Source organism: Ferrovibrio sp. (assembly GCF_035304305.1).
Classification (GTDB): Bacteria; Pseudomonadota; Alphaproteobacteria; order Ferrovibrionales; family Ferrovibrionaceae; genus Ferrovibrio.
In genome coordinates, this window is sequence record NZ_DATGQG010000084.1 from 25,954 (window position 1) to 38,956 (window position 13,003).

The window sequence follows — 13,003 nt, forward strand, 5'->3', positions numbered from 1 at the left end:
AAATCGGGCTCCGTCTCCGGGGCTCCAATCAACGGGAGAAGAACAAATGTCCGGACTGAAGCCCCAGATCGAACGCGAACTACCGATGCTCCGCCGTTTTGCCACCGCGCTCTGCGGCCAGACGCAGCAGGGCGACAGCTTCATCTACGCCATCATCGAGGAACTGGTCGCCAATCCCGGCATGATGGACAAGCGCGAACTGCGTCTCGACCTCTACCGTTCTCTGATCCACCGTCATTCCAGCACCGCATCCGACAATGTGATCCGCCTGCGTGGCGATCATGGCATGCCGACGTCCGACCGGGTGCTTTCGACGCTGCCCGACGAAATGCGCCAGGCGGTGCTGCTCTACGCGCTGGAGGATTTCACGCCGGCCGAGGTGGCCGAGATTCTCGACCGCAGCGAAGCCTATGTCAGCGACCTGCTCAGCCAGGCGACCCAGCGCATCGCCCGCAGCCTGCGCACCAAGGTGCTGCTGATCGAGGATGATCCGCTGGTGGCCCTGCTGCTGGAGGACATGATCGGCGAGATGGGCCACGAAATCATGGGCGTCGCCGCCACCCGCGACGAGGCCGTGCATACCGCGCGCGCCGGCGAGCCGGGGCTGATCATCACCGACGTGGTGCTGGCGGACCGTTCCTCGGGGCTCGATGCCGTGGCCGATATCTGCCGCGAGCGCACCATCCCGACCGTGGTGCTGACCGGTTATCCCGACCGCGTCCGCAAGGGCGCGAAGAAATTCCTCGTGCCGAAGCCGTTCGAGTTCGGCTCGCTCGAGACGGCCGTGAACTCGGCCCTGCTGAGTTCCGGAGTGCACTGAACCGGTTTCGCAGCCTGACAGACTGCCACTACCGCCGCCGCCGTATCTCCTTACGGCGGCGGTTTTCCGTTCCGGCCATGCCTGTGAGTTCTAGCGCCGGCCCAGGCGCTTCAGCACCACCGCGCCCATCACCACCAGCAGGGCCGCCGCGGTCAGCGTCACCAGGATGATGATGCCGATGCCGCCGAGCACGCCGGCGAAGGTGTCCCAGAAGCCGAACTGCGCCACCAGGAAGGCGAGCAGGATGATGATGAGGACCGGCATCAGAAGATCAGCATCAGCACGCCGATGATGACGGCGAGGCCGACCAGGAAGATGAACAGGATGCTTTTGCCGAGAAATTCGAACATGCGGGCTCCCATCGCTGGGTGGAAATATCCAACCCGGCAGGGCGCCGCCTGGTTCCGCGCCGTTCAGGCCGCGATCACCCAGCCTTCGCTGTCGAGTTTCACCGGGAAGGGCTCCAGCGCCCGGTTCTTGCACGGGCCGAGAAAGCAGAGCCCGGTTTCCGGCGCAAACAGCGCGCCATGGGTGCCGCATTGCAGCGCGTCGCGCCGCAGGGTGAAGAACCTGTCCGGCTGCCAGTCCAGCGAGGTGCGCGCATGCGGGCATTCGTTGACATAGCCGAACACGGCGCCCTGCCAGCGCACCACGAAACACTGGAAGCGCTCCCTGCCTTCGCCGAAGGTGAATCCCTTCGCGTCGGTCTCGCCGAGCGCATCGAAGCGGATCAGCCGCGTGCCGGCCGCCGGCCGGTTGGGGCGGGTCATGCAGGTCTGTTCCTCGTCGTCATGGCCGGCTGCAGTCCGTCACGCCGCGACGCCGCCCATCCTGCAGATCAGCTTCCAGCTCGGTGCGTCCACCTTCTGCACCGAGAGGCGCGAATGGGTCACCAGCTGCAGATGCTGCAGCTTCGGCTCGGCCTTGATCTGGGCCAGCGTCACCGGGGTCTTCAGCGGCATCAGCGTCTTCACGTCCACCATGCCGAACCTGCCGGTCTCGTCGGTCGGGTCGGGATAGTAGAGCTTGCAGATCTCGACGATGCCGACGATGCGCTTCTCGTCCACCGAATGGTAGAAGAAGGCGCGGTCGCCGAGCTGCATGGCCTTCATGTTGGCGGCGGCCTGGTGGTTGCGCACGCCGTTCCAGCTCTCGATTTTCTTCTTCACCTGCATGTCCCAGGACCAGGTCGAGGGTTCGGTTTTCATCAGCCAGTAGTTCATCGTCGTCCTATGTCTCTGCCCGGAAGGGTCTCGAAAGCAGGGCCTGCAGCGCCTCGTCGATGCTGGCGCCCCTGTGCAGGATGGCATCCACCGCCTCGCAGATCGGCATCTCCACGCCCTGGCGCGCCGCCAGCGCGCCGATCGCCTGCGCGGTATAGACGCCCTCGGCGATGCTGCGCCGCGCCGCCAGCACCTCCTGCAGGATCCGGCCCTCGCCCAGCGCGATGCCGAGCGAGAGATTGCGCGACTGCGGCCCCGAGCAGGTCAGCACCAGGTCGCCGAGGCCCGACAGGCCCGTCAGGGTCTCGCGCTTGGCGCCCAGCGACAGACCGAGCCGCGTCATCTCGGCGAGGCCTCGGGTGATGAGCGCCGCGCGCGCATTGTCGCCCAGCCGGCGGCCGATCACGATGCCGCAGGCGATCGCCAGCACGTTCTTCACCGCGCCGCCGACCTGCGCGCCGGTCACGTCGTCGGAGAAATAGGGCCGGAAGGTGGGGCGGCCGAGCCGCTGCACCAGGGCTGCGCCGAGCGCGGCATCCGCGCAGGCGAGCGTTGCGGCCGCCGGCAGGCCGCGCGCGATCTCGGCGGCAAAATTCGGTCCGGTGAGAATCGCCAGCGCCCGGCCGGGCAGGGTCTCGGCCAGCACCTCGGCCGGCAATCTGCCGGTAGCAATCTCGATGCCCTTCGAGGCGATCACCAGCGGTGCGGCGCCGGGCAGCTCGTCGGCGATGCGGTCGCCGAAGCTGCGCAGGCTCTGCGCCGGCACCGCCAGCAGCAGCGCGTCGCAATCCTTCAGCGCGGCGAACGCGCTCGTCGCGCGCAGCGCCGCCGGCAGGGTTACGTCTGGCAGATACAGCGCATTGGCATGATCGCGGTTGATCATCGCCACGACATCGTCGTTGCGCGCCCAGAGAACCGCTTCGCCGTTCTCCGCGGCCAGGGCCGCCAGGGCGGTGCCCCAGGCGCCACCGCCGATGACGCCGACCCGCGCCAGGCCGGCGGTCATGCGCGCGCTCCGGGCGCGGCCGCCGCGGCATCCAGCGGCCAGCGCGCCCGCGCCGGCGCCTCGAGATCGTCGATCATGCCGCGGCGGAAGCGCTCGATGCCGGCCCAGGCGATCATCGCGCCGTTGTCGGTGCAGAGATTCATCGGCGGCGCGGTGAAGACCATGCCGCTGCGTTGGGCCAGTGCGACGAGGCCGTCGCGCAGGGCCCGGTTGGCCGCCACGCCGCCGGCGACGACGAAATGCTTCCCCTGCGCGCCATGGGAGGCGTCGAAGGCGGCAATCGCGTTCTTCGCGCGGTCGAGGATCACCTCCATCACCGTGCGCTGGAAGCTGGCGGCGAGATCGGCCTTGTCCTGCTCCGTCACCTCCGGCTCGCAGCCTTCCAGCGCGAGCCGCACGGCGGTCTTCAGGCCGGAGAAGGAAAAGTCGCAGCCCGGCCTGCCCTTCAGCGGCTTCGGCAGGTCGAAACGCGACGCATTGCCCTGCTTTGCCAGCCGCTCGATGGCCGGACCGCCGGGATAGCCCAGGCCCAGCAGCTTCGCCGTCTTGTCGAAGGCTTCGCCGGCGGCATCGTCGATGGTGGTGCCGAGCCGCCGGTAACGGCCGACATCCTCCACCACGAGGAACTGGCAATGGCCACCGGAGACCAGCAGCAGCAGATAGGGAAAGGGCACATCGTCGGACAGCCGCACCGACAGCGCATGGCCTTCCAGATGGTTCACCGCGATCAGCGGCCTGTTCGCCGCATAGGCCAGCGTTTTGGCTGTCATCAGCCCGACCATGACACCGCCGATCAGGCCGGGCCCGGCCGTGGCGGCGATGGCGTCGAGATCGGCCAGCTTGAGTCCGGCATGGTCGAGGCATTCGGCGATCAGGCCGTCGAGATGCTCGATATGGGCGCGGGAGGCGATTTCCGGCACCACGCCGCCATAGGGCGCGTGTTCCCTCAGTTGCGAGAACAGGCTATGACTGACGATGCGCCGCGCGGGGTCCGCCGCGTCGGAAACGACGGCGCAGGCGGTCTCGTCGCAGCTGGTTTCGATGCCCAGAACAAGCATGCAGCAGGCCTAGCATTATGACGCCACAGCAGCAAGGCAGCAGGAAAGCGTGAGTACGGAACGGCAGGCCAATATCGCGAAACCGGTGCTGACCATCGGGACCCGGGGTTCGCCGCTGGCGCTGGCCCAGGCCCGGGAAACCCGAGAGCGCCTGCTGGCCGCGCATCCGGCCCTGCGCGAGGCCGATATCGCCATTTCGGTGATCAAGACGACCGGCGACCGCATCCAGGACCGCGCGCTGGCGGAGGCCGGCGGCAAGGGCCTGTTCACCAAGGAGATCGAGGAAGCGCTGCTGGACGGCAGCATCGATCTCGCCGTGCATTCCATGAAGGACATGCCGACCCAGTTGCCCGACGGCCTGATCATGGCGGCCTATCTGCCGCGCGAGGATGTGCGCGACGTGCTGCTGGCGACGAAACCCACCCGGCTGTCGGACCTGCCGCGCAATGCCGTGGTCGGCACGGCATCTTTGCGGCGCAAGGCCTTCCTGCTGGCACGGCGGCCCGACCTTGAGGTCGTCACCTTCCGCGGCAATGTGCAGACGCGCCTGCGCAAGCTGGAGGAGGGCGTGGTCACCGCCACCTTCCTGGCGCTGGCCGGGCTGCACCGGCTGCAGCTCGCGCCCGAAGGCATGTGCGTGCTGGAACCGGAAGAGATGCTGCCGGCGGTGGCGCAGGGCGCCATCGGCATCGAATGCCGCGACGGCGATACGCGCGTGCTCTCCTTCCTCGCGGCGCTCGACGACGCCGAGACGCGGCTGCGCGTCGAGGCCGAACGCGCTTTGCTTGCCACCCTGGACGGTTCCTGCCGCACCCCGATCGCGGCACTGGCCGAACTCGACGGCGACAGGCTGCGCCTGCGCGGCGCCATCGCGCGGCCCGACGGCAGCAACCTGATCGAGATCGAACGCCATGGCGGTCGCGACGATGGCCTTGCCATGGGCCTCGATGCCGGCGCGGATCTGAAAGGCCGCATCGGCCCCGGCTTCTTCGATCCATGAGTGCAGGCAGGATCCTGATCACGCGGCCCGAAGCCGAGGCCGCCTCGCTGGTCGCGCGGCTGCGCGAACGCGGCATGGAAGCCGACGCGGCGCCGATGCTGGCCATCGTGCCGCAGCTGCCCGATGCGAAGGACCTGCAGACCGCGCTTGCCGGCGTCACGGCGCTGCTGTTCACCTCGGCGAACGGCGTGCGCGCTTTTGCCGCAGCCAGCAGCCGCCGCGACTTCACCGTCTATGCCGTGGGCGAGGCCAGCGCGCAGGCGGCGATGGAGGCCGGTTTCACCGATGTCACCGCCGCGGGCGGCGACGTTCACAGCCTTGCCGCGGTCGTCGCCGATCACCATCCGCCGCACAGGGGCGCGCTGCTGCATGCCGCCGGCGCGACGCTGGCCGGCGACCTGCAGGCGATGCTGCGCAAAAGCGGCCATGACGTGCGGCGGCTGACATTCTATGCCGCCGAACCGGCGCGGGACCTGCCCGACACCGTGAAGGCGCGGTTCGGCGCCGGCGGCTATGCGGCGGCGCTGTTTTTCTCTCCCCGCACCGCTGCGACATTTGTTAGCCTGAGCAAGGCATCGGCGGTCACCGACGGCGCCCGGGCTTGCGCGGCGCTCTGTCTCAGCCAGAATGTTGCCACCGCGCTGCAGGGCCTGCCCTGGCGCGAAGTCAGGATTGCGGCGCAGCCGCGCGAGGACGACATGCTCGCGCTGCTCTAGCGCCCGGAACGAGACGGACGGATCATGAGCGAGAGCCAGGGCGACAGGAAGAGCGGCAGCGGTGAGAAGGTCATCGATGCCGAAGTCGAGCCGCTCGGCAAGGCGCCGCGCCGGCGCATGGGGCGTCTCGTCGTCTATCTGATCCTGCTCGTCCTCGTCAGCATCGCCATTGCGGTGCTCTATCATCTCTGGAGCACCGACCGGCTGGGCCAGGTCTTCGGCGGCCGCAGCAGCGCGCCGGCAGCCGGCAGCAGCTCGGTCACGCTGCCGGTCTCGCCGCCGCCGCAGGCCGCCGTGCCGCCGATCGCATCGCCGGTGCCGGCGCCGGCCGAAGCGCAGGCGCAGCCCGAACCGCAGCGCGAGCAGCAGCCCGATCCGCGCATCGACGAACTCGAGCGGCGGCTGGCGGCACTGACCGCCAGCATCGAACGGCTGCAGCAGCTGCCGGCGCCGGCCAGCGTTGACCAGCAGACCATCACCGAGCTGCAGAACCGTCTGCAGGCGCTGGAAGCGGAACGTGCCGAGCAGGACCAGAAGATCGCGCTGCTGATCCAGGCCTCGGAGGCGCAGGGCTCGCAGCGCGGCAGCCTGCAGCAGCAGGTCGCCGACCTGCAGGCGCGGCTGACCGGCGTGGCGCAGCAGAGCACCGCCGCCCTGCGCGAGCCGCTGGCGCAGCTGATCGCCTGGAGCGAATTGCGCGACCGCGCGCGCCGCGGCGAGCGGTTCACCGGCGAGGCCGCCATCCTGCTGCCCTATGCCGAACGCCAGGGCGGCGCGCTGCAGCAGGCGGCAAGCGCGCTGCAGGGCTTTACCGACGCGCCGCCGCCATCGTTGCTGCAGCTCCATCAGCGGTTCGCACCCCTGCTGCAGCAGCAGCTCGACAGGCCGGTCCAGGCTTCCGGCGATCCGGCTGAGAAGACGGTCTGGCAGCGCGCGCTCGACAAGATCACCGGCCTCGTCACCATCCGCAAGGTCGGCGGCGCCGGCGAAGCCGCGCCCGAAACGAAACTGGCGGATGCCGAAGCGGCGATGGCTGCCGGCGATGTCGATGCCGCGCTCGCCGCGCTGGAGGGATTGCAGCTCGATCCCGATCTGGCGGCCTGGCGCGAGGCGATGAAGGCGCGGCTGGCGCTGGATGCGGCGCTGGACGCCTATGGCGCCGCCCTGCGCGCCCATCTGGCGGCGCTGCCATGATCGCCGCACGGGGCTGAAGCAATGCTGCGTCTGTTCCGCGCCGGGCTGATCCTCGTCCTGCTGATGCTGCTGGCCGGTCTGGCCGCCTGGCTGGCCGATCAGCCGGGCCGCATCCGCATCAACTGGTTCGGCTATCTGATCGAGGCACCGGCGCCGCTGCTGGCGCTCGGCCTCGTCCTGCTCAGCCTCGGCATCTTCGCGCTGGCCTGGATCGTCGCCTGGGCCGCGGCCCTGCCGCAGCGCCGCCGCCTGAAGCGGCAGGCGAAGGGCTATGCGAATTTCGCCGCCGGCATGGTGGCGGTTTCGGCCGGCGAGCCGCAGCGTGCGGCGAAGCTGGCCAGCCGCGCCGCGGCGCAGCTGGAGGATCCGGCGCTGGCGCGGCTGCTGATCGCCCATGCGGCCCAGCTCGACGGCCGCCAGGACGAGGCGCGCGCCGCCTTTGCGGCGCTGTCGGAAGATCCCGGCACGGCCTTTCTCGGTTATCGCGGCCTGCTGGCCGATGCGCGCCAGCGCGGTGACATGGATGCGGCACTGGATTTCGCGCGGCGCGCCTCCGCCCTGCGTCCGGGCTCGCCGTTTGCCGCCGAGGCCGAGCTGCAGCTGCTGGTCGCGCGCGGCGACTGGCCGGCCGCGAAAGCGCGGCTCGATGCCGCGCGGCGCAGGAAGGCGGTGCCGAAGGAGGCTGCCGGCCAGCTCGAAGCGCGCCTCGATCTTGCCGCCGCCCATGCGGCGCTCGCCCAGGGCGACAGCCAGATGGCGCAGCGCCTCACCCAGCATGCGGCGAAGATCCTGCCCGGGCATCCGGTGCCGCCGGTGCTGCTGGCGGCGACCTATCGCAGCGGCGCCGGCTCGCAGGCCCAGCGCGAGCAGGCGATCCAGCTGCTGCGCCGCGCCTGGTCGCGCCAGCCCTGCGAGGCCTATGGCGAGGCCTGGCTGGAACTGCAGCGCGACACCGCGATGGATACCCTGGTGCAGCGCGCCCGCGATTTCGTCGGCGACCGCGCCGAGGCGCCGGAAAGCCGGCTGCTGGTCGCGGCGGCAGCGCTGCTGGCGCATGATTTCATCACCGCGCGCGCCATTCTCGTCGACGAGGGCGGCGGCAATCTCGGCGCCTGGGGCGCGCGGCTGCGCGGCCGGCTGGCCGAACTCGGCGACGGCGATGCGCTGGAGGCCGACCGCTGGCTGAGCCGGGCCCGGGCGCATCCGGGTGTCTGGCAATGCGGCAGCTGCGGCAGCGGCCATGCCGCCTGGATGCCGCTGTGCAGCCAGTGCGGCGCCTTCGATGCGCTCGATCCGACGGCCCTGGGCGAAACCGCGCCGCTGGCGCTGCCGCCGCGGCCGCTGCTGGAACTGGAAAAGCCGCGCTAGGCCGCCGCGCGGTCGAATTTGGGCAGCAGGTCGTAGGGCGGGGTGAAGCCGGGCAGGGCGCTCATGCGGTCCCACCAGGTCTTCACATTCGGCCAGTTGGCGAGTTCGAACCTGCCTTCCGCCATATGGATCAGCGTGCCGAAGCAGCCGATATCGGCGATCGTCGGCCGCTCGCCGACCAGGAAGCGCTTGCCCTCGAGCTGGGCGTTGAGCACGCCGAGGCCCGCCTCGGCATTCATGCGCATGTAATCCATCACCGCGGCGTCGGGCTTGGCGAAGCGCTCGAAAAAGCGCGTGCGGCCGATGCCGGGGCTGAGCCGGTCGGCATCCCAGAACAGCCATTCGCGGATGCGCTGGCGCTCTTCCATCGTGGCGGGCGCGAATTTGCCGGTCACCTCGGCGAGATATTCGAGGATGGCGAAGGACTGGCAGAGATTGAGCCCGTCATGGACCAGCACCGGCACCTGGCCGAAGCGGTTCAGTTCGAGGAATTCCGCCGTCTTGTGCTCGCCCTTGGACAGGTCGACATGCCGGTAATCGAAGGGCAGGCCGCAGAGCGCGAGCATCAGGCCGACCCGGTAGGTAGGCGCGGAGAGAAAGCTACCGTAAAGCGTGCAGGCGGCCGGCATTTCTGGTCCTCCCCTGTGGATTCCGGTGGGTCTTTTTGGCCGGCGGCAGGCTTGCCAAGCCGCTGTCCGGCCCGTATTTTCCGCGCGCGCCCTGCGCGGGTCAAGCAAAGCGCAGACGGCGGAACGGTCGGGCCGGCGTAGCTCAGCGGTAGAGCAAGACTTTCGTAAAGTCGAGGTCGGGGGTTCAAATCCCTCCGCCGGCACCATTCTCTCCCGACACGATACCGGGACAAGATGGGTGCAATTCTCCGGTTGCGGCCGCGCCGGCGCCGCTCTTTGATGGCCCCGCCCAGACCAGCCGGATTTCCGCCATGTATATCCCCGCCCATTTCGCGGTCCGCGACGACCTCGCGCCGCTTTACGACCTGATCGAAAGCCACGCTTTCGGCCTGCTGCTCTGCACGCGCGACGATGGCGGCATCGAGGCGAGCCATGTTCCCTTCCTGCTCGACCGGCCCGGCAGCGTCGCGGCGGCCGGTGCGCAGGGCCGTCTGCTCTGCCATCTCGCCGCCGCCAACGGCCAGGCCGCCCTGCTCGACGGCCGGCCGGTGACCTGCATCTTCCAGGGTCCGCATGGCTATGTCTCGCCGCGCTGGTACCAGAAGAAGCCCGCCGTGCCGACCTGGAACTATGCGGTGGTGCATGTGCATGGCCGCGCGAACGTGACGCGCGAGGCGGGCGCCCTGCGCGACATGGTCGACCGCCTGTCGAAGGTCTATGAGCCGGCCGAGGGCGGCTGGCAGCTCGGCGACGAGCCCGCGACCTTCGTGGACGCGATGCTGCGCGGCATCGTCGGCGTCGAGATCGCCATCGAAAGACTGGAAGGCAAGTTCAAGCTGAGCCAGAACCGGCCGGGCGACATTCCCGGCGTGCTCGCCGCGCTGCGCGACCTCGGCGGCGACGCCAATGCCGCGCTGGCGGACGCGATGGACCGCGCCGCGCCGCGGAAATAGCGAAAGACCCTCCCCGACGCGTCGCGACAGGGAGGGTGAGGGAAAGGCTAGTCCGCCGCGCCCATGGCCATCTTGGCGTGGGCCAGCGAGACGACGTTGTCGTCTCCGGACTCATCTCCGTCATGGCCGGCCTCGCCATCATCCGCCGCGCTGTCATTGGCGGCGGTGCTGTCCTCGAGGCGGAAATGGCCGACCAGCTCGGCGAGCTGGCGCGCCTGGTCCGCCATCGCCTGGGCCGAGGCATTGGTCTCTTCCACCAGCGCGCCGTTGCGCTGGGTCATCTCGTCCATGTTGACCACGGCGCCGTTCACTTCCTCGAGGCCGCGCGCCTGTTCGGCCGAGGCCGCGGCGATCTCGGCGACGATGTCGGAGACCTTCTTCACCGCTGTGACGATCTCGTTCAGCGCGCCGCCCGCCTGGTTGACCAGCGCCGCGCCGCTCTTCACCTGCGCGTTGGAGGCCTGGATCAGGCCCTTGATGTCCTTCGACGCATTGGCCGAGCGCTGCGCCAGCGCGCGCACTTCCTGCGCCACCACGGCGAAACCCTTGCCGGCCTCGCCCGCGCGCGCGGCTTCCACCGAGGCATTCAGCGCCAGCAGATTGGTCTGGAAGGCGATCTCGTCGATCAGCCCGACGATGTCGGAAATCTTCTGCGCGCTGCTCTCGATCTCGCCCATGGCGGCGACCGCCTTCTGCACGATGCCGCCGCCGTTTTCCGCGGTATCGCGCGCGGTGACCGCCAGCTGGTTGGCGGCCTGCGCGTTGTCGGCATTCTGCTTCACGGTGGCGGTGACCTCGTGCATCGAGGCTGCCGTCTGCTCCAGCGCCGCGGCCTGGCTTTCGGTGCGCTGCGCCAGATCCTGGCTGCCGGCGGAGATTTCCGCCGAGGCATCGCGCACCAGGCCTGCCGCCTCGTTCAGGCTGCGCATGGTCTGCGCCAGCCGCTCGCTGACCTGGTTGGCATCGCCGGTGAGGCGGGCGAACAGGCCCTGATACTGGCCGCGGATGCGGTGCGTCAGGTCGCCGTCGGCCAGCTTGTGCAGCATCGTGCCGAGATCGCCGAGCGCCCGCTCGACGGTGGCGAGCAGCTGGTTCACGCCGTTGCCGAGATCGCGCATCACGCCGTCGATACGGCTGACATCGATGCGCTGGGTGAGGTCGCCGGCATTGGCCGCCGCCACGATCTCGCCCACCGCGCTCTGCAGCAGCGCTTCCTGCGCCTTGCGTTCGGCCTCGAAGCGCTCGCGCTCGGCCTCCATCTGGGCCTGCAGGCGGTCCGCCTCCTGGCCCTGTTCCTTGAATACCTGCACCGCGCGCGCCATGTCGCCGATCTCGTCGGCGCGCTCGATGCCCGAGACTTCGGCGTTCCAGTCGCGACCGGCGAGCCGGCCCATGGTGCCGGTGGTGGCGACGATCGGATCAATCACGCGGCGGCCGATATAGAGCCAGCCGATCGCCACGGCGGCGAGAAGGCAGATGACCGCGATGACGGCCATGCTGGTCTGCGCGATGTTGATCGCCGTCAGCGAGGCATCGGCGGAATCATCGGTATTCTTGCGCGCCACCTGCACCAGCCGGTCGACGGCGTCGGCCAGCCAGATCGAGGTGTTGCGGCTTTCCGACAGGGCCGAGACCGCCCTGCGCATCATCGCCAGTTCCTGGCGGCGCACTTCCATCAGGCTTTCGTCGCCCTCGCCGGCCTTCGCGATGTCCTGGACCAGCGTCTCGATCTCCTTGTTCGGGAAAACGGCCTGCACGGTCTCCAGGCTGCGCAGCATCTCGGCGCGGACGTTGATCAGCTCGACGCCGATCAGTTCGATCTGCTCGGTGGATTCCGCCTGGGCGGCCACCGCCAGCTGGCCGACCAGCTGGTTCACCTTGGCGACGAGATCCTGCATCGCGCGGGCGCCGGCCACCTGCTTGTCGAGGATCGCCTGGATCGCCTCCGAGGCACCGGAACCGGACAGGCGGCTGACCAGCTCGAATTCCATGGTCATGTCCATCACCGCCTGGTCGACGGCAGGCTGCGCCAGCATCAGGAAGTTGGAATGATTGTCGGTCAGCGCCTTGGTCAGCGCCATGCGCTGGTCGCGGTAGTGGATGCGCTCCTGCACCGCATCGGCGACCGAGTTCATCGCATTGGTGAGCTGGCGCACATTGTCCTCGACCTCGGTGCGGAGGTCGTCGGACACGTCATTCTTCTTGACCTCCTCGAGCGTGCGCTCGATCTGGTTCAGCTTGCCCTGCAGGTTGCCATAGGCGGTCTGGCGCTCGGCATCGGTCGAGGCATAGGCCAGCGCCGGCGCGGCGGCGGCCAGATCGGCCGACTGCGCCGAGAGGGTGAGGGCGGAGCTGACGGCGGGAATGCTCTGGCCCGTCACCATGGTGAGGGCGCCGCGCACCTGTCCGAAGAAGCCGAAGGAGATCAGGCTTGAGACCACCGCCATCGCGGCGATCACGCCGACGGCGAGAAACAGTTTCTGTCGGATGCCGAGCCGCATTCTTGCGCCCCCTTCTACTGACTTCACAAATACTGCCGCAGTCTGCGCCGCGGCCGGGGTGCGCACAACGGTTCCCCGGCGTCAGCGCTGCGGACTTCAGAATTCCTTCCAGTCGTCGTCATCGTCGACGCTGGCCAGCGCCGGCTGCGGCGCCGGCCTGGCGACAGCCGGAGCCGGCTTCGCCACCGGTGTTTTCGCTGCGGCAGGTGCCGGAGCGGGCGCGGCGGGCTTCGCGGCCGGTTTTGCCGCGGCCGGCGCAGCGGGCGCCGTTTTCGGCTTGTCCGCAGCGGATGCCTGCGCCTGTGTGGCAGACTTGGGCGCGGCGACGCTCTGCGCGGCCTGGTTCAGCTTGAAGAAGGCGACGAGATCGGCGAGCTGGCGGCCCTGATCGGCCAGCGCCTGGGCCGACGCGGAGGTCTGCTCCACCAGCGCGCCGTTGCGCTGGGTCATCTCGTCCATGCTGCCCACGGCGGTGTTCACCTGGTCGAGGCCGGTGGCCTGCTCCCTGCTCGCCGCCGCGATCTCGGCGACGATG

The 13,003-nt window shown here is 69.4% G+C and carries 13 protein-coding genes, 1 tRNA gene and 1 pseudogene; 7 read left to right on the top strand and 8 right to left on the bottom strand.

What is annotated here, in order from left to right; translation table 11 throughout:
- Positions 1–46 precede the first annotated feature (46 nt).
- Positions 47–820 (top strand): response regulator, encoded by a 774-nt coding sequence (locus tag VKZ87_RS10305; RefSeq protein ID WP_324221171.1) that lies wholly within the window; start codon positions 47–49, stop codon positions 818–820.
- Positions 821–910: 90 nt separating this feature from the next.
- On the opposite strand, the gene VKZ87_RS10310 is transcribed toward VKZ87_RS10305, so the two are convergent.
- The 5 genes from VKZ87_RS10310 to tsaD form a co-directional block, all read right to left on the bottom strand.
- Complete coding sequence (locus VKZ87_RS10310) at positions 911–1,084, bottom strand: hypothetical protein (protein ID WP_324221172.1); 174 nt, start codon at positions 1,082–1,084, stop codon at positions 911–913.
- A 149-nt stretch (positions 1,085–1,233) separates the two neighbouring features.
- A complete protein-coding gene (locus VKZ87_RS10315; RefSeq protein ID WP_324221173.1) occupies positions 1,234–1,590 on the bottom strand; it encodes a Rieske (2Fe-2S) protein in 357 nt (118 codons plus the stop codon).
- 39 nt (positions 1,591–1,629) lie between these two features.
- Positions 1,630–2,043: an EVE domain-containing protein gene (locus VKZ87_RS10320; protein WP_324221174.1), complete on the bottom strand. Its 414-nt coding sequence runs from the start codon at positions 2,041–2,043 to the stop codon at positions 1,630–1,632.
- Positions 2,044–2,050: 7 nt separating this feature from the next.
- Positions 2,051–3,049, bottom strand: a complete 999-nt coding sequence (locus tag VKZ87_RS10325; protein ID WP_324221175.1) for an NAD(P)H-dependent glycerol-3-phosphate dehydrogenase — start codon at positions 3,047–3,049, stop codon at positions 2,051–2,053.
- Positions 3,046–4,107, bottom strand: a complete 1,062-nt coding sequence (gene tsaD, locus VKZ87_RS10330) for a tRNA (adenosine(37)-N6)-threonylcarbamoyltransferase complex transferase subunit TsaD (RefSeq protein ID WP_324221176.1) — start codon at positions 4,105–4,107, stop codon at positions 3,046–3,048. The genes VKZ87_RS10325 and tsaD overlap by 4 nt, the downstream gene beginning before the upstream one ends.
- 49 nt (positions 4,108–4,156) lie before the next feature.
- Here tsaD and hemC point away from each other — a divergent pair, with 49 nt between their 5' ends.
- The 4 genes from hemC to VKZ87_RS10350 are packed head-to-tail and all read left to right on the top strand — an operon-like array spanning position 4,157 to position 8,385.
- Positions 4,157–5,107 (top strand): hydroxymethylbilane synthase, encoded by a 951-nt coding sequence (gene hemC / locus VKZ87_RS10335; protein WP_324221177.1) that lies wholly within the window; start codon positions 4,157–4,159, stop codon positions 5,105–5,107.
- Positions 5,104–5,823 carry a uroporphyrinogen-III synthase gene (locus VKZ87_RS10340; RefSeq protein WP_324221178.1) on the top strand — a complete coding sequence of 240 codons (720 nt, stop codon included), beginning with the start codon at positions 5,104–5,106 and terminating at the stop codon, positions 5,821–5,823. The genes hemC and VKZ87_RS10340 overlap by 4 nt, the downstream gene beginning before the upstream one ends.
- 24 nt (positions 5,824–5,847) lie before the next feature.
- Positions 5,848–7,017 carry a hypothetical protein gene (locus tag VKZ87_RS10345; RefSeq protein WP_324221179.1) on the top strand — a complete coding sequence of 390 codons (1,170 nt, stop codon included), beginning with the start codon at positions 5,848–5,850 and terminating at the stop codon, positions 7,015–7,017.
- A gap of 21 nt (positions 7,018–7,038) precedes the next feature.
- Positions 7,039–8,385, top strand: a complete 1,347-nt coding sequence (locus VKZ87_RS10350; RefSeq protein ID WP_324221180.1) for a heme biosynthesis HemY N-terminal domain-containing protein — start codon at positions 7,039–7,041, stop codon at positions 8,383–8,385.
- Here the strand turns inward: VKZ87_RS10350 and VKZ87_RS10355 are convergent.
- Complete coding sequence (locus VKZ87_RS10355) at positions 8,382–9,014, bottom strand: glutathione S-transferase family protein (RefSeq protein WP_324221181.1); 633 nt, start codon at positions 9,012–9,014, stop codon at positions 8,382–8,384. The genes VKZ87_RS10350 and VKZ87_RS10355 overlap by 4 nt on opposite strands.
- 131 nt (positions 9,015–9,145) lie before the next feature.
- On the opposite strand from VKZ87_RS10355, the gene VKZ87_RS10360 reads away from it, so the two are divergent.
- Together VKZ87_RS10360 and VKZ87_RS10365 are read left to right on the top strand one after the other, a co-directional pair.
- A tRNA-Thr gene (locus VKZ87_RS10360) sits at positions 9,146–9,220 on the top strand.
- Positions 9,221–9,325: 105 nt separating this feature from the next.
- Positions 9,326–9,967: an FMN-binding negative transcriptional regulator gene (locus VKZ87_RS10365; RefSeq protein WP_324221182.1), complete on the top strand. Its 642-nt coding sequence runs from the start codon at positions 9,326–9,328 to the stop codon at positions 9,965–9,967.
- A 47-nt stretch (positions 9,968–10,014) separates the two neighbouring features.
- Here the strand turns inward: VKZ87_RS10365 and VKZ87_RS10370 are convergent, their stop codons facing one another.
- Together VKZ87_RS10370 and VKZ87_RS10375 are read right to left on the bottom strand one after the other, a co-directional pair.
- A complete protein-coding gene (locus VKZ87_RS10370; RefSeq protein WP_324221183.1) occupies positions 10,015–12,468 on the bottom strand; it encodes a methyl-accepting chemotaxis protein in 2,454 nt (817 codons plus the stop codon).
- A gap of 96 nt (positions 12,469–12,564) precedes the next feature.
- Positions 12,565–13,003 (bottom strand): annotated as a pseudogene (locus VKZ87_RS10375) (methyl-accepting chemotaxis protein); the annotation flags it as partial.